Consider the following 18,139-nt stretch of genomic DNA (forward strand, 5'->3'; position numbering starts at 1 on the left):
TTCTTTGCCGGGACGTTGCGGGGCCATCGCGTGTGGCCGATCCGGTCCCGGCATTCGGCGTGGACCTGCGTGCCGAAGTTGCACCCTTCGGCGAGGATGGGCGCATGTCTTCCTTCGGTAGGTGGTGGGGCCGGCTCGGCGCGGTCCTCGGTACGGTCGTGCTGACGGTGTTCGTGCCCGTCGCGGCCTGGGCGTCCACAGGCACCGGCGAGATGGTGGTGGAGGCCGCTCGGCGGCGGTCCCGAGGCGGCTTCGGCTTCATCGGCCTGCTCTGCTGCCTCGTGGTGGTGGCGATCATCGTGTTCCTGCTGCTGCGCCTGATGCGCGGTCGCCGTGGCGGCCCGCCGCGCTGACCCCGTCAGCTCGACGCCGGGCGGCTGCGCAGCCGCCCGGCGGTCACGCCGCCAGTGCGGCGTTGGCCAGGGAGAGGAAGCGTGAGGTGGCCGCGCGCGTGCCGGCCCGCCCGCCGCGGATGCTCTCCGCGGCGGTGACAAGCAGCGACCGCACCTTCGCGTGGCCCATCGGCGGCGGCGCGGGCGCCGGCCCGAGCTGGTCGGCGATGCTGGCGCCGAACGCGGCGGCGCGCTGCTGAGCCGGGTCGGTGATGCTGCCCTCGGTGTACCGGCGCACGGGGATACTGGCGTTGAGGCCGCGTTCGTGGCCGAGAACCGTGCCGGCCTCGCCGTTCGTGGTCAGGAAATTGATCACGTCGATGACGGTGTCCGGGTGGCGGGTGCCGCGGAACGCGGACCAGTACATCGACGCCCTCGCCCACTGCGAGCCCGGGGGGCCGGGGATGCCCACCACTCCCAGCTCCGCATCGGTGAGCCGTTGCAGGTCCGGTAGCTGGTGGGACCAGGCGAAGGACGCGGCGGTCAACCCGGTGACCACCAGCTGCCGGGCAGGCTCTCCGCTGTCGGACTGCTCCACGAGGGCCGCGCCCGGCGTGGCCCTCGTGGACCGTGCCCGCTGCCACAGTTCGAACCAGGCGATCAGCTCGTCGGCGCCGAAGCCCATCTGGCGTCCCCGATAGAACTCGCCGCCCTGCGAGCGCAGCCACAACCAGAGGGCGCGGTAGTCACCGGACGCGTCGACCGTACCGGCCACCTGGCCGTCACTGGCCTCGGTGACCCCTGTGGCCCAGGCGATGTAGTCCGCCCAGGACATTCCACCGCGCGGCTCGGGCACCCGCAGCTCGCGCAGCAGGTCACGGTTGAAGACCACGGCCCCGAGGGTCTGCCCGGCGGCCACCCCCATCGTCCGGCCGTCCACGGTGCCGGAGCGGACGAGACCGTCCGGCAGACCGCCCAGGTCCAGCCGGCGGTCGGCGACGCTGTCGGTGAGGTCGAGAACGATCTCGCGCTCGGCGTACTCGGCAAGCACGGCGTCGTCGACCTGGATCAGATCCGGAATGTTGCCGCCGGCGGCCTGCGTGGCCAGCCGGTCGTAGTAGCCGTCGGCGCCCTGCCAGGTGACGCGGAAGGTGACCCGGGGGTTGCGCTCCGAGTAGAGCCGCAGAGCCTTCTCGGTCAACTCGGCCCGCTTCTGCCCGCCCCACCAGAAGACCGACAGCTCGACAGGCCCGTCCTCGGCCGACGTGGTGGATTCGTCGGTGCACCCGGCCAGCCCGCCGGTGACCAGCAGGGGAGCGCCGAGCAGCGCGCTGAGCAGACGGCGCCGGCCCGGGTCCGCGCGGAGGCGGTCGATCGGCTGTCGAACAACGGGCACGGGGTCTCCTGGCACCTGCGGGCGGGGTCGGACCATTCACGCAGGCGGCGCACAAGGGTGTCAACGTCCATCCGGTCATCCCTGGTGGTCGGCCCCCGCGCGGGTGGCCGAAGCCGGATCGCCGCTGCCGCGTGGTGTACTAGGGCGCGTGGAACTTCTGCACTCGGGCAAGGTCCGGGACGTCTACGCCGACGGCGACGACCTGATCCTGGTCGCCTCGGACCGCATCTCGATCTACGACGTGGCGTTGCCGACGCCGATCCCGGACAAGGGTCGACTACTCACCGCGCTCTCGCTCTGGTGGTTCGAGCAGCTCGCCGACCTCGTGCCGAACCACGTCATCTCCGCCACCGACGTGCCGGCCGAGTTCGCCGGCCGGGCCATCCGCTGCCAGCGGCTGGACATGGTCCCGGTCGAGTGCGTCGCCCGGGGTTACCTCACCGGCGGCGGCCTACGGGAGTACGAGCGCACCGGTTCGGTCTCCGGTGTGCCGCTGCCTCGGGGGCTCGGTGAGGCGTCGATCCTGCCCGAGCCGATCTTCACGCCGTCGACCAAGGCGCCGATGGGCGAGCACGACGAGCCGATCACGTTCGACGACGTGGTGGACAAGGTGGGCCAGGCCACCGCCGAGCGGCTGCGGCAGATCACCATCGACGTCTACCGGCGCGGTGCCGAACTGGCCGCCGACCGGGGCATTCTGATCGCCGACACCAAGATCGAGCTGGGCTGGGCGCCGGACGGCACACTTGTCCTCGCCGACGAGTTGCTCACCTCCGACTCGTCGCGCTTCTGGCCCGCCGAGTCGTACCAGCCGGGCCGGGTGCAGTTCTCCTACGACAAGCAGTACGTGCGGGACTGGGCCACCGGCAGCGGATGGAACAAGCAGGCGCCGGCACCGGACGTGCCCGCCGAGGTCGTCGAGGCGACCCGCGCCCGCTACGTCGAGGTGTACGAGAAGCTCACCGGCAACCGCTGGAGCTGAGCCGGCGCCAGCGATCCGCCGGGTCACCACCGTGCTGCGCACGTAGGTGCCTGGCCGGGACGGTCGGGCGTCCGGCAGCGGGCCTGCGTCACTCCACCCAGTCGAGGGTGCGCTGCACCGCCTTGCGCCAGTTGTGCAGCTCCCTGTCGCGTAGCTCCGCCGCCATGGTCGACTCCCACTGCGCGTCGGAGCGCCACTGCGCGCGCAACGTGGCCAGGTCGGGCCAGAAGCCGACCGCCAGGCCGGCCGCGTACGCCGCGCCCAGGCAGGTGGTCTCGGTGATCCGGGACCGGATCACCGGGACGTCGAGCACATCGGCGAGGAACTGCATGAGCAGGGCGTTCGCGGTCATGCCGCCGTCCACCCTGAGCCGGCGCAGGGCCACGTCGGAGTCGGCGTCCATCGCGTCGACCACCTCGCGGGTCTGCCACGCCGACGCCTCAAGCACCGCCCGCGCCAGGTGCCCCTTCGTGATGTAGCCGGTCAGGCCGGCGATCACACCGCGGGCGTCGCTGCGCCAGTGCGGTGCGAAGAGCCCGGAGAACGCCGGCACCACGTAGCAGCCGCCGTTGTCGTCCACGGTGCGGGCCAACTCCTCCACCTCGGCGGCTGTGGAGATCAGGCCGAGGTTGTCACGCAGCCACTGCACGAGCGACCCGGTGACGGCGATGGCGCCTTCGAGGGCGTACGCCGGCGGTTGGCCCTTGATCTGGTAGGCGACGGTGGTGAGCAGGCCGTGCGTCGACGGAACAGGTGTGGCCCCGGTGTTGAGCAGCAGGAAGCTGCCGGTGCCGTAGGTGCACTTCGCCTCGCCCGGCTGGAAGCACGTCTGACCGAACAGCGCGGCCTGCTGGTCGCCCAGCGCGCTCGCCACCGGCACCCCGGCGAGTACGCCGGTGGCCGTGCCGTACACCTCGGAGGAGCAGCGGATCTCCGGGAGCATCGCCGCAGGCACGCCCATGGCGTCCAGCAGTTCCGGGTCCCAGTCGAGCGTCGTGAGGTCCATGAGCATGGTCCGGCTGGCGTTCGTCACGTCGGTGACGTGCTCGCCTGTCAGTTTCCAGATCAGCCAGCTGTCCATGGTGCCGAACAGCACCTCGCCGCGCTCGGCGCGTTCGCGCAGGCCGTCGACCTCGTCGAGCAGCCAGCGCAACTTGGGGCCGGCGAAGTAGGTGGCAAGCGGCAGGCCGGTGCGGGACCGGAACCGCTCCTCGCCGTACGCCGAGGCCAGCTCGCGCAGCAGCGGCCCGGTGCGGGTGTCCTGCCAGACGATGGCGTTGGCCACCGGACGGCCGGTGGCCCGGTCCCAGACCAGTGTCGTCTCCCGCTGGTTGGTGATGCCCACGGCGGCCAGCCCTGCCGCGTCCGTGCCGGCGGACCGCAGCGCCTCGGAGACCACCTGCTGGACGTTGTCCCAGATCTCCTCGGCGTCGTGCTCCACCCAGCCCGGCCGGGGGAAGATCTGCCGGTGCTCGCGCTGGGCCACGGCGACGATCTCCCCGGCGGAGTCGAAGACGATGCACCGCGAGGAGGTGGTGCCCTGGTCGATGGCGGCGACGTACTCGGGGGTCACCGCAGCACCGTACCCAAAGCGGTGGCACGGTGCGACCGGCGTCACGTGGGCCTACGCGTCGCCTACGATGTGCGAACGTGCGTGACATCGCCGTTTTCAGTGGAACCGCCCATCCCGACCTCGCCGCCGAGATCTGCGCTCACCTGGGGGTGCCGCTGCATCCGGTGCGCGTCTCCCGGTTCGCAAACGACTGCCTGGAAGTGCAGTTGCAGGCCAACTGCCGCGAGCGTGACGTCTTCCTGATCCAACCGCTGGTGCCTCCGGTGCAGGAGAACCTGGTCGAGCTGCTGCTGATGATCGACGCCGCCCGGGGCGCGTCCGCCGGCCGGATCACAGTGGTGCTGCCGCACTACGCGTACGCCCGCTCGGACAAGAAGGACGCGCCACGGATCTCCATCGGTGCCCGGCTCGTCGCCGACCTGCTCACCTCGGCCGGCGCGGACCGGGTGCTCGCGATGACCCTGCACTCGCCGCAGGTGCACGGCTTCTTCAGCGTCCCCGTGGACCATCTCCACGCGCTGCGGGAGTTGGCCACCCACTTCCGGCGCTACGACCTCAGCAACACGGTGGTGGTCTCGCCGGACCTCGGCAACGCCAAGGAGGCGGCGGCTTTCGCCCGGCTGCTCGGCACGCCGGTCGCGGCCGGGGCGAAGCAGCGGTTCAGCGACGACCTTGTGAAGATCAGCGCGGTGATCGGCGAGGTGGCCGACCGTGACGTCATCGTGCTGGACGACGAGATCGCCAAGGGCAGCACCGTCATCGAGTTGATGGAGCACCTGCGCGGCCTGAAGGTGCGTTCGATCCGGCTGGCCTGCACGCACGGTCTCTTCTCCGCTGACGCGTTGCGGCGGCTCAGCGACCAGGACGGCGTCCTGGAGATCGTCTGCACGAACACCGTTCCCATCCCGGCCGCCAAGCGGGTCCCCGAACTCCAGGTCCTGTCGGTGGCTCCCGCCCTGGCCGAGGCGATGCGCCGGATCCACAACGGGGAGTCGGTCTCCGCCCTCTTCGCCTGATCCGGCCGCAAGCGGTTGCCACTGCCCGCCGCTGGCCTCGCTGGCCGTGGGAGGCCCGAGGTCAGCGCGGGGTGTGGTCGGAGGCGGTGAGGCCGGCGGTGATGCGTACCGTGGTCCCGGCGCCGCTGGTGGCGATCTCCATGGCGTCGGTCAGCTCCCGGGCCAGCCACAGACCCCAGCCGCCGGCGGTGTCCGGGGCCGGCCGGCGGCGGTCGCCCAGCCGTTGCGGGCTGATGCCGCGTCCGTGGTCGGCGACCTCGCAGACCAACACTCCCGGCTCCTGCCAGAGTCGCAGCCACCCGCGCCCGCCGCCGTGCCGCACCGCGTTGGTGATCAACTCGTTGACCGCGAGCACGAAGTCGTCCAGCCGTTGGCCTCCGAGGCCGGAGGCATGCGCGCAGGAGGCGACCGAGTGTCGAATCTCGGTCACCTGGGCCTTGTCGAAGGCCTCGGCGATCAGGAGGGCTGGGTCGATGGGCACAACCGTACGCGGTGCGTGCGGATCTGCGTTCATCATGGCCCCGTTCCGACGGCGGACACCGGTGTGTTTCGCGGCTTTTCAACCGTACGTCAGGGTTTCTCGGCCCGCACTCTCTGCCTTTCGCGGCGTCGGCGCGGCTGTGGCATCCTGACCGCCATGCCGTCGCCGCCGCGTGGATTCGAGGTGCCGCTCTGGCGGGCGCTCACGGTGTTCCGGCTGGCCTCCCTGGCGTACGTCTGCGCGCTCGCGGTGCGCGACGCCGACAGGTACGCCCACCCGATCGCGGTCGGTGCCCTGATCCTGGTGATGATCGCCTGGACCGCGGCGACAAGCGTCGCGTACGCCCGACCGGGCTGGCGCCGCTGGCCGCTGCTGCTGGCCGACCTCGTGGTGGTCATGGCCGTCGTGCTGTCCACCCCGTGGGCCGTCGGGCGGGAGGCGCTCGCCAACGGCGTACCCACCCTTGGGGTTGCCTGGATGGCCGGCCCGGTGCTGGCCTGGGCCGTCTCCGGTGGCCGGCGGCGGGGCACCGTGGCTGCGCTGCTCGTCGCCGGCGCGGACCTGGCCACCCGTGAGCGGATCGGCCAGTCCTCGTTCACCGGGGTGATCCTCATGCTGCTCGCCGGCCTGGTGGTCGGGCACGTGGCGCGCCTCGCCGCCGACGCCGAGGAGCGCCTGCAACGCGCCGTGGAGTTGGAGGCGGCCACCCGGGAGCGGGAACGGCTGGCCCGGGGCATCCACGACTCGGTGCTCCAGGTGCTGGCGCTGGTGCAGCGGCGTGGCGCGGACCTGCCCGGCGAGGCCGGTGAGCTTGCCCGGCTGGCCGGCGAGCAGGAAGCCGCGCTACGGGCGCTTATCGCCGGCAGCGCCCCGGTCGGTACCGTCGGGCCGGACGGGCCCGACACGGACGCGGTCGACCTTCGTGCTCTGCTCGGCCGGTACGCCTCCACGGCGGTGTCGCTGTCCGCGCCCGCGACCCCGGTACCCCTGCCCCGGCAGGTGGCCCGGGAGGTCGCCGCGGCGACGGGCGCGGCCCTGGACAACGTGGGACGCCACGCCGGTGGGCGGGCCTGGGTGCTTGTCGAGGACGAGGGGGAGACAGTGACAGTGTCGATCCGTGACGAGGGGCCTGGCATCCCGGACGGCCGACTGGACGAGGCCGCCGCGCAGGGGCGGCTCGGAGTGAGCCAGTCGATCCAGGGCCGGGTGGCCGACCTCGGCGGGACGGTGAGGATCATCTCGGCCCCCGAGGCTGGCACCGAGATCGAGCTGACAGTGCCGAGGGCCGGACGGTGAGCGCCCTGCGGGTGATGGTCGTCGACGACCATCCGATGTGGCGGGAGGGCGTGGCCCGCGATCTCACCGAGGCCGGGTTCCTTGTGGTGGCCACCAGCGGCGAGGGACGGCAGGCGATCCGGGTGGCCGCCGCCGCCCGGCCCGACGTCGTCGTCCTCGACCTGCAACTACCGGACATCTCCGGTGTCGAGGTGGTCCTCGGGCTGCGCGCCGCGCTCCCTCAGGTGCGGGTCCTGATGCTCAGCGCCAGCGGCGAGGAGCAGTCAGTGCTCGACGCGGTCAAGGCGGGCGCCACCGGCTACCTGGTGAAGTCGACGGCACCCGCCGAGTTCCTCGACGCGGTGCGCCGTACCGCCGCCGGTGATCCGGTCTTCACACCCGGCCTGGCCGGGCTGGTCCTGGGGGAGTACCGCAGGCTGGCGACCGGGCCGGGGCCGGGGGCCGGGCCGGCCGGAGACGCGGACCCCGGCGCACCCCGGCTCACCGACCGGGAGACCGAGGTGCTGCGCCTGGTGGCCAAGGGGATGTCGTACAAGCAGATCGCGCAGCGGCTCGGCCTGTCCCACCGCACCGTCCAGAACCACGTGCAGAACACGCTGGGCAAGCTGCAACTGCACAACCGGGTCGAGCTGACCCGCTACGCCATCGAGCGGGGCCTGGACGGCTGAGCCCGCTCAGACCGAACGCGGCGGTTCGGTCTCGTGGATGGCCAGCTCCTCGGCTGTCGCCCCGCCACCGGCCGACCCGGCGTCGTACGCCACGGAGTCGGTCTCCTGGCCGGTGTGCGCCCCCTCGTCCGGTTGCACCAGCCGACCCACAGTGGCGTCGGCGACAGTGCCGAGCTGGCCGTGGTCGTAGAGGGAGACCGGCGATTTCGGGTCCGAGGTGGGGCCCGGGTCCATCACGTCGGCGTCCAGTTGGGCTTCCGCGGCGGCCGCCTCGTTGTCCGCCTCAAGGGCGATCTTCGGGTCGACCGGGCCGGCCAGCGGGTCGTCCACCGGGCGCTCGAAGCTCTCCCGCTGGAGCTTGTAGTCCAGCGACTCGCCGTCGAGCTGCTCGTCGGCGGTGGTCCCGAAGCGGTCCACCGCCACCGGGGTCCGGTCGCCGGGAAGCTGGGCCGGCTCCGGGCCGTCCGCCTCGCGCCCGGTGAGGACGTCGTCGTTGGCGGTCGAGTCGTCGTCGGCGGTGTCGGGCAGCCCCTCCGCCTCGGTGTCGGACACGGGGGTCGGGTACTCGTTGTCGCGCATGTCTGATCACTACCCGCTGCCCTCCCGCCGTAACCGGAGCACGGCCGGTCATGCGGGAGTGAACCGGCCAGCGAGGGCGGAACCGTCGTCAGCCGAGCGCCGTGGCCTCGTCGTCCGGGTGCAGCACGCACCAGATGACCTTGCCGTCCGGCACCACGCTGGTGCCCCAGCGACGGGCCATCGTGTCGATCAACAGGAGGCCCCGACCGCCCGCGCGCGTCGGCGGGGACACCCCGGCGAACGTCGGCCAGCGCGGGGAGTGGTCACGGACCGACAGTTGCAGTGTGTTGTCGTACGGCGCAACCCGGACGTTCATCGCCGTCCGGGCGTGCACCACCACATTGTTGACCATCTCGGTGACCGCGATCTGGGCCGGCTCGGTCAACGTCGGCATGCCCCAGTTCCGGCAGCCGGTGGCGACCAACTCGCGAGCCTGCCGGGCGGCCTCCACGGTGGGAGGCAGGTCGACGGTCAGCACCGCCGCCAGTGGCGTAGCGGCGAGCGCGGCCAGCGCGCCGTCCAGGGTGGGCCAGGCCGGGACACCGGCGAACGTGGTGTCGGCGCTACCTGGCGCGGAGACCGCCGGGTCGCAGAGCAGCAGGTCCGCTGCGGGCCAGTCGGCGACCTCCCGGCGGACCTGGGCGAAGACACCCCACCCTGGAGGTTCGTCGACCCGCAACCCGGTCACGTCGGCGACGATCGGGCCCGGCCGGTCACAGAGCCGCGCGAGCAGCGCGTCGCGGACCGTGTCGGCGGCGGCCGGGTCGAGCACGCCGCTCAACCGCACCACCGCAGACGAATCGTCGACCTCCACGAGGCAGCGCGTGCCGGCGGGCGTCGCGCCGCCGCTCGGCACGCCGAGGTACGGCGTGTCCGGCCTGTCGATGCCCGTCATCAGCGACCTGACCGGGATCGGCGGCTCTTCGCCGCCAACGTGCCGACTGCGGTGCCGGCCGCCGCCAGGCCGAAGGCGGCGGTCATCCGCACCAGGTGCCGCCGCCGACCGTGCCAACCACCGTCGCGGCTCGCCTGCCCGTCGGGCTGGAACACGTTGCCGCTGGTGTCCAGCCGCGCAGCCGGGCCGAACTGGGTGCGCTGGGCGTACCAGCCGAGGGTGCGCTCCACAAGTGCCGGCGCGAGCCGCCACTGGAGGCCCACCAACCGGGCGGCACCGCCGGCGTACGCCTCGCGGCGCGGCCGGCGCAGCAACCGCACGATGGTCTCGGCGACCACCTCCGGCGGGTAGACCGGTGGGGGTGGCAGCAACTCGCGGCCGCTGTGGTTTGCCGCGTGCCGGAAGAACGGGGTGTCGATGGTGGCCGGCAGCACTGTGCAGACGGATATCTGACTCCGGCCGGTTACCCGCAGCTCCTGTCGGAGGGTGTCGGCCAGCCCACGGATGCCGTGCTTGGCCGTGTTGTACGCCGACTGGTACGGCATCGCCACCTCGGCGAGCACCGACGCGTTGTTGACGAGCACCCCGCCGCCGGCAGCGCTGAGATACGGCAGGGCGGCCTTGATGCCGTGCACAGCGCCGAGCAGGTCGACCTCCAGTACCCGGCGGAACTCGGCGACCGGGATCTCGTCGAACAGGCCCACAGCGCTCACGGCGGCGTTGTTCACCCAGGCGTCGAGGTGGCCGAACTCGTCAACGGCCCGATCGGCGAGCATCAGCACCGACTCCAGATCGGTCACGTCGGTAGGCACCGCCAACGCCCGACCTCCCAGCTCCCGACAGCGCTGCGCCACCTGTCGTAGCGCGGGCTCACTGCGGGCGGCCACCACGACGGCGGCGCCCCGGCGGGCCAGCGCGTATGCGGTGGCGGCGCCGATCCCGCTGGACGCGCCGGTGATCACGATTGTCGAATCGTCGAGGCTGCGGGTCAGCGGCATTTCTGAGCGGTACCCCGGGCTGCCCCGGCTCATTCCACCGAGCACCCGACGATCATCGCGGCGCCGTTTTCTCTGCGCCGTGGCGGACTGTTGGGACTGCCGTGGCGCAGGTGCCGGCGCAGTTGACGTGGGGTGTTTCCCGATCTGCCAGGTTTCGGCTCCCCGCCCCCAGGTTAATGGGACGCTCTGACCGGACCGCCGAGGAGAAGATCGCAGGGAGGTGACCCATGCGCGTCGGCCTCGTCTGCGCGCACAGCAGTTCGTACCGGCACGCCGACGGCCCGCCGGTCGGTACCCAGCAGCACATCGCGAGGGTCGCCGCAGAGCTGGCCGCTCGCGGCCACGATGTCCGGATCTACGAACGCCGCGACGATCCGGAGCTGCCGGTCACGGCGGACGTCGACGGCTACCGTGTGCACCGGGTGCCCACCGGCCCGCCCACTCGGCTGGCCACCGCCGAGCTGATTCCGCACGTGACGGAGTTCGGGCGCTGGCTGGCCGACGAGTGGGGCGGCGCCTGGCGGCCCGAGGTGGTGCACGGGCACTACTGGATCGGCGGCCTGGCCGCCGCGCACGCCGTCCGCGAGACCGACATCCCGGTGGTGCAGACCTTCCACTCACTTGGTGTGGAGCAACTGCGACACCTGGGCGGCCACTACGACGGGCCGGGGCAGCGGATTCCGCTGGAGCGGGCGCTGACCCGCGCGGTGGACATCGCTGTCGCCCAGAGCAACGACGAGGTGGACGAGCTGACCCGGATGGGCCTGCAACGCAGCTCGGTGGCGATGGTGCCGGCGGGAGTGGACACCGAGCTGTTCCACCCCGACGGTGAGGCCGCGCCGCGCGAGCAGCGGCCCCGGATCCTCTCCGTCGGTGGGCTCGCCGCGGGTCACGGCCAGGACGACCTGATCCGGGCGATGCGCCTGGTCGGCGACGCCGAGCTGGTGATCGCCGGTGGACCGCCGGCGAGTCAACTGGCCAACCACGCGGAGGCGCGCCGGCTGAGCGAGCTGGCCGAGCGGGCCGGGCTGGCCGACCAGGTACGTCTGGTCGGGGCGGTGCCGCACGACCAGATGGCCACCTGGTACCGGTCGGCGGACGTGGTGGCCTGCACGCCGCGGTACTCCTCGGCCGGACGTGTCTCGCTGGAGGCGATGGCCTGCGGCGTACCGGTTGTCGGCTACGCGATGGGCGGCCTTGCCGATGCCGTGGTCGACGAGGTCACCGGCCGCCTGGTGCCGCCCGGTGACGTGCGTACGCTCGGCGTGTCCCTGCGCCGGCTGCTCACCGACAACGCCGGCCGGTTCGCGTACGGGCACGCCGCAGTGGACCGGGTCCGCAGCAGCTACACCTGGGAACGCACCGCCGGAGCGCTGGAGCGCCTCTACGAGCGGGTGGTGAGCCGCCGCAAGCCCGTGGAGGCGTGAAGCCAGGCGGGTAGGAGGGTCGGCGTCGGCTCAGACGGGCCGGCCGATGCCGACCATGGCCCGGCCGCCCCGTTGCGGCACGGACCGCTGCTGCTGCGGTTCGGCGTACCGGGTAAGGCCGATCACCGAGGCCAGGGTGACCAGGAATCCGACCGCCGCCAACCATTCCCGGCCCGGCCAGATCTTGTCGTTGAGCAGCAGCAGTCCGACGATCGCCGCCGGCACCGCACCGGCGGCGTCCATCGCGGCGACCGCGGCGGTGGTCGAGCCGCGCTGCATGGCCAGGCCGAGCAGCAGTTGGCCGACGATCGAGTGCGCGATCAGCAGGTAGAGCAGCGGGTCGGCGAGGAACCCCGCGGCCGACGGCGCGGACGCCAGTGGCCGGGCCGCGACGGCGGCCGACGAGAACGCCAGCCCGGCCAGTGAGCCGAGAGCCACCGAGCCGGGAGCGCCGTGCAACCGGACGGCGAAGAAGCCGAGCACCGCGATGACGCCGAGCGCTGCGGTCAGCGCGACGGAGCCGGCGGTGCCGAGCTGGCGTGACGGCGCCGGTCGGGCCGACAGCACCAGCGCGGTGATCCCCGCGAAGAGCAGAGCCAGCAGGACCACCTCCGCCAGCGGCAGGCGCCACTTCAGCACCAGCACCCCGAGGATGGCGGTCACGCCGAGCCCGGCGGCCACGCTCGCCTGCACCAGGAACAGCGGCAGGTCCCGCCGGGCCAGGAACGCGAGCACGAAACCGCCGATCTGGCAGCCCAACCCGACCAGGTACGTCCGGTGCCCGGCGAGGCGCAGCAGCAGGCCCGGATCGAATGTGTGGTGGACCGTTGTGCGGGCCGCGGCCACCGACTGGAGAAGGTTGGCGAAGCCGTACGCGACGATCATCGCCGCGAGAAAGCACCAGCCGGAAGTGACCACCTGGCGAGGATAGAGGTTGCCGAGGGTCAGCGCTCGGCTGGCCGATCCAGTCGAGTGAGGATGTCGGTGTGCAGCAACCCATTGGTAGCCACCACGCTGCTCTCGGTGCCCGGCGCGCCCGCCGGGGCCGGTCGACCCGCCAGATCCGTGACCGTGCCACCCGCCTCGGTGATGATCGGCACCAGGGCCGCCACGTCCCACAGTGACAACTCTGGCTCGACCATCACGTCAAGTGCCCCTTCGGCCAGCAGCATGTAGCCGTAGAAGTCTCCGTACGCCCGGCTGCGCCAACTGGCCCGCATCACGTCGAGCATCGCGTCGAGCCGACCGGCGCGTTCCCACCCGGTCAGCGACGAGTAGCAGAAGCTGGCGTCGTCGATCCGGCCGACCGCCGAGACGGTGATCCGCTCGCCGGCGGCGGGGCCCGGTCCGGCGTACGCGCCCGCGCCCGCGCTGGCCCACCAGCGCCTGCCCAGCGCCGGTGCGGACACCACGCCGACCGCAGGCTGGTCGCCGTCGTAGAGCGCGATCAGGGTGGCCCACACGGGCACGCCACGGACGAAGTTCTTGGTGCCGTCGATCGGGTCGACGATCCACCGGCGGCCGCCGGGGTCGGTGTCCGGCTTCGCGCCGTACTCCTCGCCGAGCAGCCCGTCGCCCGGCCGGTGCTCGGCCAGCAGGGCGCGGATCTCCCGCTCCACTGCGGTGTCCGCGTCGGACACCGGCGTGAGGTCCGGCTTGGCCTCCACACGGAGGTCGAGCGCCCGGAACCGGGCCGTGGCGACGGCGTCGGCCCGGTCGGCTAGCAGGTGGGCGAGGGCGAGGTCGTCGGCGTACCCGGTCATGCCGGCAACCTAACCGATGCCCGGCGGCTCACTCGTCCGGCCCGCGCCGGTCGCCCTCGCCGGGCCCGCGCTGGTCGGCGTCGCCCCGCGAGTCGCCCTCACCGGCGCGGGAGGCGAGCAGCCGGCGGTACGACGCCAGCCGGCGCGCGTCGGCCTTGCCGGCGGCCACCCAGGCGTCCAGCCCGCACTCGGCCTCGTCGGTGCTGTGGGGGCAGTTCGGCGGGCAGTCGACGGTGCCCTCGACCAGGTCGGGGAAGCCGTGCAGCAGGCTGTCGGCGGAGACGTGCGCCAAACCGAAGCTGCGGATGCCGGGGGTGTCGATGATCCAGCCCGGGTCGGTGTCCACGCCGGGCACCGGGGGCAGCCGCAGCGCCACAGCGCTCGTCGAGGTGTGCCGGCCGCGGCCGATCGCGCTGACCACGCCCACGGCGCGATCGGCGTCCGGGACGAGCCGGTTGACGAGCGTCGACTTGCCCACCCCGGAGTGCCCGACCAGCACCGACACCCGGCCGCCGAGGAGCGCGCGCAGCGCCGCCAGGTCGGCGTCGGGGCGGTTGAGCACGTACGGCAGCTCCAGTTCGGCGTAGTAGCCCAGCACCTCCTCCGGACCGGCCAGATCGGCCTTGGTGAGGCAGAGCAGCGGCTCGACGTCCGCGTCGTAGGCGGCCACCAGGCAGCGGTCGATGAACCCGGTACGCGGCGGCGGGTCGGCCAACGCGCTGACGATCACCAACTGGTCGGCGTTGGCGACCACCACCCGTTCCAGCCGACCCTCGGCGGTGCTCTCGTCGTCGTCGGCGGTGCGGCGCAGCACCGACCGGCGGTCGGCGATCCGGACGATGCGGGCGAGAGCGCCCTCGGTGCCGGAAGTGTCCCCGACAAGGCTTACCCGGTCGCCCACGACCACCGACTTACGGCCCAGCTCACGGGCTCTCATCGCGGTGATCGTGGGCAGCTCGGCACCGGCCACGCCGCGCTCGGCACCGGCAAGCACGCAGGTGTAGCGACCCCTGTCGACGGCGATGACGAAGCCGTCCACAGCGTCAGCGTGTTGGGGGCGGGTGCGCGTACGCGGACGCGACGACTTTCCGGGCCGGACCCGTACGTCGTCCTCGTCGTACTCCCGCCGTCTGGTCGCCAGGACCTGTCCTCTTCTCGCCTCAGTTCTTGCCGGTCACCATCGCTGACCATAGTGCCGGGAACTCCGGCATGGTCTTGGAGGTACACCCGACGTCGTCGACCTCGATGCCCGGCACGGCGAGACCGGCCACCGCGGCGGCGTGCGCCATCCGGTGGTCGTGGTAGGTGCGGAAGGTGCCACCGCGCAGCGGCCGGGGCCGGATCGACAACCCGTCCGGCGCCTCGGTGATGTCTGCCCCGAGCGCGGCGAACTCCTGTGCCAGGGCGGCGAGGCGGTCGGTCTCGTGGCCGCGGATGTGCCCGACCCCTGTGAAGACCGACGGCGAGTCGGCAAGCATGGCCAGCGCGGTGAGCACGGGGGTCAGCTCGCTGACGTCGGACAGGTCGGCGGTCAGGCCGTGCACCACGCCGGTGCCCCGGACGGTCAGCCCATCGGTGGAGAGGCTTACCTCGCCACCCATCTGGTGCAGCAGCGAACGGAGCTGCTCGATCGGCTGCGCGCTGTTGTGCGGCCAACCCTGGAGGGTGACCTCACCGCCGGTGACGAGGGCCGCGGCGAAGAACGGCACCGCACCGGAGAGGTCCGGCTCGATCTCCCAGCCGCGCCCGGTGAGGGGGCCGGGCTCGACGGTCCACACGTCGGGTGTGGTGTCGTCGACGGCCGCGCCGGCGGCCCGCAGCATCTGCACCGTCATCCGCAGGTGCGGCGCGGAGGGCACCGGCGGGCCGACGTGGCGCACCACGAGGCCACTGTCGAAGCGGGGTGCGGCCAGCAGCAGACCGGAAACCAACTGGCTGGACGCGGACGCGTCGATCACCACCTCGCCGCCGGTGACCCCACCGGAGCCCTGCACGGTGAGCGGCAGGCTGCCCGTGCCGGTGACGTCGATCCGGACTCCCAGCGAGCGCAGCGCCTCGATGAGTGGACCGAGCGGCCGGGTCCGGGCGTGCGGGTCGCCGTCGAAGGTGACCTGCCCGTCGGCCAGCCCCGCCACCGGCGGCACGAACCGCATCACAGTGCCGGCCAGCCCCACGTCGACGTGTGCCGGCCCGCTCAGCGGGTGCGGCCGGACCAGCCAGCGTTCGTCGTCGCTCATCGACACGTACGTGCCCATGGCACGCAGGCCGGCCGCCATCAACTCGGTGTCCCGGGCACGCAACGGCCCGGCCAGCGTCGACGGGCCGGCGGCCAGCGCGCTGAGCACCAGGGCCCGCGCGGTGAGCGACTTGGAACCGGGCAGGCGCAGCGTGGCCGCCACCGGGTCGGATGCGGTCGGTGCGCTCCACGGCTGCGGTGGCCGGGTGGCGGTCAGATTCCCCACGGTTACATTCTGCCGTGTCAACCGGCCGTCGGCACCGACCAGCGGTCGTACTCCCGGTTGGCGGGACAGCCGGCGGGCCATCGACAGGCTAGCGTTGGCGCATGTGCGGCAGGTACGCGACGACCCGTGGCGCCGGTGAGCTGAGCGCGCTGTTCGAGTCGTCCGACGACACCGAGGGCCGGGTCCAGCCCGATCACAATGTCGCCCCCACCGATCCGGTGCCGCTGGTCCGGATGACCCCGGAAGGGCACCGCAGTCTCTGCGTGGGCCGTTGGGGTTTTCTGCCGCACTGGTCCCGGTCCGCGGCCGGCGCGGCCCGCATGATCAACGCACGGTCCGAGACGGTGGCCAGCAGCCGGGCGTACGCCCGCGCGTTCGCCCGCCGCCGCTGCCTGGTCCCGGCCGACGGCTGGTACGAGTGGGTACGCCTGCCGGAGGGCGGGCGGCAGGCGTATTACATGACCCCCGCCGACGGCTCGGTGCTCGCCCTGGCTGGCATCTGGTCGATGTGGGAGTCCGGGGCTGATTCCCGGCTCACCTTCAGCGTGTTGACCACCGCGGCGCTCGGCGAGTTGGCCGAGGTGCATGACCGGATGCCGCTGCTGCTGTCGCCGGAGCGTTGGTCGTCGTGGCTGGCGTCGGGCGACGAGCCGGAGCAGCTGCTGACCCCTCCGTCTGCCGAGCAACTGGGGGCGCTGGAGGTCCGTCCGGTCGGGCCGGCGGTGGGTGACGTTCGCAACGACGGGCCCGGGTTGACCGCCCGGGTGCCTGTCGCGTCGGCGCTGGCGCCCCAGGAGCTGACTCTGTTCTGAGGCCGGCACACATCGTCAGGCGACGATTTGCCAGGTTTCCGATCGATTCGTCGCCCATCTCTTCAGTCAGGTTCCCGGCAGCCACTTGTCCCGGTCACCAGAAGTGCGATACAACACAGCGCCGGTAGTGGCTGTCGTATTCGCACGGGGCGGATGGCATCCACCGATCTTGCCGGTCCCACGGGGGAGGTGGGTGGAATGACACGGGCGCGTATGCCACGCCCGCACGAGGTGGCCGCGGCGCGACAGGATCCGCGACTGCTGCGGGCCTTGCGGGAACGACGACAAGACGACGCGTGGCGCACCAGAGGGACATGCCAGAGTGTGGATCCGGAGACGTTCTTTCCGGCGCCCAACGAGCCGGCGGACGCCGCCGTCGCACTCTGTCGCAGCTGCGATGTGCAGGGATCCTGCCTGGCGTGGGCGCTGGAGGTGGGTGACTGCCACGGGGTGTGGGGTGCCACCACGCCCCGCGAACGGCGGGCGATGCTTGTCGCCTGGCGGGGCGAGGTCGAGCCGGATCCGGACGCCCTCGACGACGCCGGCCCGCCGGTGCGGGACCGCCTGCTCACCCTGGTGCCGCTGAGCTGACCACCGGCGCGTTCCGATCCCGGTGACGGGTCGGAACGGCGCAGAATGGGTCGGTGCTGCCCAGCGAAGAGATCGACACCCCACGCGGTCCGGCGCGGATCGACACGGACGTGCCGGACCGCCCGACCACCAGCCTGCTGGTGCTCGGGCACGGCGCGGGCGGCAGCGTCGACGCACCCGACCTGCTCGCGGTGCGCGACGCGGCGGTCTCGGCCGGCCTGGTGGTGGTCCGGGTGACCCAGCCCTACCGGGTCGCCGGCCGGCGTGCGCCGGCCCCCGCCGGGCACCTCGACGAGGCGTGGACGGTCGTCCTCGCCGCGGTGCGGGACCGTCACGCCGACGTGCCGACGCTGCTTGTCGGCGGTCGGTCCAGCGGTGCCCGGGTGGCCTGTCGCACGGCTCGCGCGGTGGGTGCGGCTGGAGTGTTGGCGCTAGCTTTTCCGCTGCACCCGCCCGGCCGGCCGGAACGCTCCCGGGCTGCCGAACTCGACACCGGGCTGCCGACGCTTGTGGTCAACGGCGACCGGGATCCGTTCGGGGTGCCCGAGCCAGGGCCGGTAGTGCAGGTGGTGACCCGGCCCGGTGAGACGCACGACCTGCGGCGGGACCCTGCCGGCACCGCTGCCGCCGTGCGGGACTGGCTGCGCGCCCACGGCTGGACGGCCGACTGACCCGCTGGCGCCGAGCCGGCCGCTTCCGTGGCGCGCCGGTACGTTGGGCGTCGAACCGTGACGCCTCGGCTCGTGGCGCGTCGGCTCGTCGTGGCTGGTCGGGGTCGGCCGTTTCCGGTGCCGGGCGCGGTTCGTTGCTCTCGATGGTGCCGCCGGCCCGGTTCGAGCGGGCGACGCCAGTCCTCCCAGGCCCTTCC

Annotated in this window: 18 protein-coding genes and 1 pseudogene; 9 read left to right on the forward strand and 10 right to left on the reverse strand. The window is 72.7% G+C overall.

The genetic code is table 11. The annotated features are described in order from the left end of the window. Positions 1–104 precede the first annotated feature (104 nt). On the forward strand, positions 105–353 hold the full coding sequence (locus tag ACLQ23_RS16210; RefSeq protein ID WP_355590963.1) for a hypothetical protein: 249 nt from the start codon (positions 105–107) through the stop codon (positions 351–353). Positions 354–396: 43 nt separating this feature from the next. Here the strand turns inward: ACLQ23_RS16210 and ACLQ23_RS16215 are convergent, their stop codons facing one another. Beyond that, positions 397–1,728 (reverse strand): ABC transporter substrate-binding protein, encoded by a 1,332-nt coding sequence (locus ACLQ23_RS16215; RefSeq protein ID WP_355590966.1) that lies wholly within the window; start codon positions 1,726–1,728, stop codon positions 397–399. Positions 1,729–1,876: 148 nt separating this feature from the next. On the opposite strand from ACLQ23_RS16215, the gene ACLQ23_RS16220 reads away from it, so the two are divergent. After that, complete coding sequence (locus tag ACLQ23_RS16220; protein WP_425734861.1) at positions 1,877–2,710, forward strand: phosphoribosylaminoimidazolesuccinocarboxamide synthase; 834 nt, start codon at positions 1,877–1,879, stop codon at positions 2,708–2,710. Positions 2,711–2,798: 88 nt separating this feature from the next. On the opposite strand, the gene glpK is transcribed toward ACLQ23_RS16220, so the two are convergent. Then, entirely contained in the window at positions 2,799–4,283 is a 1,485-nt protein-coding gene (gene glpK / locus ACLQ23_RS16225; RefSeq protein WP_355632275.1) for a glycerol kinase GlpK, read from the reverse strand. Between the two features lie 77 nt (positions 4,284–4,360). On the opposite strand from glpK, the gene ACLQ23_RS16230 reads away from it, so the two are divergent. Further along, complete coding sequence (locus ACLQ23_RS16230) at positions 4,361–5,299, forward strand: ribose-phosphate diphosphokinase (RefSeq protein ID WP_355590975.1); 939 nt, start codon at positions 4,361–4,363, stop codon at positions 5,297–5,299. A 61-nt stretch (positions 5,300–5,360) separates the two neighbouring features. Here ACLQ23_RS16230 and ACLQ23_RS16235 read toward each other — a convergent pair whose 3' ends face one another. Then, on the reverse strand, positions 5,361–5,816 hold the full coding sequence (locus ACLQ23_RS16235) for an ATP-binding protein (RefSeq protein ID WP_355590978.1): 456 nt from the start codon (positions 5,814–5,816) through the stop codon (positions 5,361–5,363). A gap of 120 nt (positions 5,817–5,936) precedes the next feature. On the opposite strand from ACLQ23_RS16235, the gene macS reads away from it, so the two are divergent. Continuing rightward, on the forward strand, positions 5,937–7,076 hold the full coding sequence (macS, locus tag ACLQ23_RS16240; protein WP_425734862.1) for a MacS family sensor histidine kinase: 1,140 nt from the start codon (positions 5,937–5,939) through the stop codon (positions 7,074–7,076). 14 nt (positions 7,077–7,090) lie between these two features. Next, positions 7,091–7,744 carry a response regulator transcription factor gene (locus tag ACLQ23_RS16245; RefSeq protein WP_355591408.1) on the forward strand — a complete coding sequence of 218 codons (654 nt, stop codon included), beginning with the start codon at positions 7,091–7,093 and terminating at the stop codon, positions 7,742–7,744. A gap of 6 nt (positions 7,745–7,750) precedes the next feature. On the opposite strand, the gene ACLQ23_RS16250 is transcribed toward ACLQ23_RS16245, so the two are convergent. From ACLQ23_RS16250 to ACLQ23_RS16260, 3 genes are all read right to left on the reverse strand, one after another. Continuing rightward, positions 7,751–8,323 (reverse strand): DUF5709 domain-containing protein, encoded by a 573-nt coding sequence (locus ACLQ23_RS16250; protein WP_355590988.1) that lies wholly within the window; start codon positions 8,321–8,323, stop codon positions 7,751–7,753. Positions 8,324–8,411: 88 nt separating this feature from the next. Beyond that, positions 8,412–9,218 carry an ATP-binding protein gene (locus tag ACLQ23_RS16255; RefSeq protein ID WP_355632278.1) on the reverse strand — a complete coding sequence of 269 codons (807 nt, stop codon included), beginning with the start codon at positions 9,216–9,218 and terminating at the stop codon, positions 8,412–8,414. Further along, positions 9,218–10,216, reverse strand: coding sequence for an SDR family oxidoreductase (locus ACLQ23_RS16260; protein WP_355590994.1), 999 nt, complete (start codon positions 10,214–10,216; stop codon positions 9,218–9,220). The genes ACLQ23_RS16255 and ACLQ23_RS16260 overlap by 1 nt, the downstream gene beginning before the upstream one ends. 227 nt (positions 10,217–10,443) lie before the next feature. On the opposite strand from ACLQ23_RS16260, the gene ACLQ23_RS16265 reads away from it, so the two are divergent. Next, on the forward strand, positions 10,444–11,643 hold the full coding sequence (locus tag ACLQ23_RS16265) for a glycosyltransferase (RefSeq protein WP_355590997.1): 1,200 nt from the start codon (positions 10,444–10,446) through the stop codon (positions 11,641–11,643). Here the strand turns inward: ACLQ23_RS16265 and ACLQ23_RS16270 are convergent. From ACLQ23_RS16270 to aroA, 4 genes and pseudogenes are all read right to left on the reverse strand, one after another. After that, positions 11,601–12,528: pseudogene (locus ACLQ23_RS16270) on the reverse strand (hypothetical protein). The gene ACLQ23_RS16265 and the pseudogene ACLQ23_RS16270 overlap by 43 nt on opposite strands. A gap of 59 nt (positions 12,529–12,587) precedes the next feature. Continuing rightward, positions 12,588–13,406, reverse strand: coding sequence for a histidinol-phosphatase (gene hisN, locus ACLQ23_RS16275; protein ID WP_355591002.1), 819 nt, complete (start codon positions 13,404–13,406; stop codon positions 12,588–12,590). A gap of 28 nt (positions 13,407–13,434) precedes the next feature. After that, positions 13,435–14,445: a ribosome small subunit-dependent GTPase A gene (gene rsgA, locus ACLQ23_RS16280; protein ID WP_355591005.1), complete on the reverse strand. Its 1,011-nt coding sequence runs from the start codon at positions 14,443–14,445 to the stop codon at positions 13,435–13,437. A 121-nt stretch (positions 14,446–14,566) separates the two neighbouring features. Further along, positions 14,567–15,868 (reverse strand): 3-phosphoshikimate 1-carboxyvinyltransferase, encoded by a 1,302-nt coding sequence (gene aroA / locus ACLQ23_RS16285; protein ID WP_355591008.1) that lies wholly within the window; start codon positions 15,866–15,868, stop codon positions 14,567–14,569. Positions 15,869–15,969: 101 nt separating this feature from the next. Here aroA and ACLQ23_RS16290 point away from each other — a divergent pair, with 101 nt between their 5' ends. From ACLQ23_RS16290 to ACLQ23_RS16300, 3 genes are all read left to right on the forward strand, one after another. After that, positions 15,970–16,680, forward strand: a complete 711-nt coding sequence (locus tag ACLQ23_RS16290) for an SOS response-associated peptidase (protein ID WP_355591010.1) — start codon at positions 15,970–15,972, stop codon at positions 16,678–16,680. Between the two features lie 198 nt (positions 16,681–16,878). Then, positions 16,879–17,271 carry a WhiB family transcriptional regulator gene (locus ACLQ23_RS16295; protein WP_053660304.1) on the forward strand — a complete coding sequence of 131 codons (393 nt, stop codon included), beginning with the start codon at positions 16,879–16,881 and terminating at the stop codon, positions 17,269–17,271. A 53-nt stretch (positions 17,272–17,324) separates the two neighbouring features. Further along, a complete protein-coding gene (locus tag ACLQ23_RS16300; RefSeq protein WP_425880777.1) occupies positions 17,325–17,942 on the forward strand; it encodes an alpha/beta family hydrolase in 618 nt (205 codons plus the stop codon). The last annotated feature ends 197 nt before the right edge of the window (positions 17,943–18,139 follow it).

This window comes from Micromonospora sp. DT41 (assembly GCF_049841715.1).
GTDB lineage: Bacteria > Actinomycetota > Actinomycetes > Mycobacteriales > Micromonosporaceae > Micromonospora > Micromonospora profundi.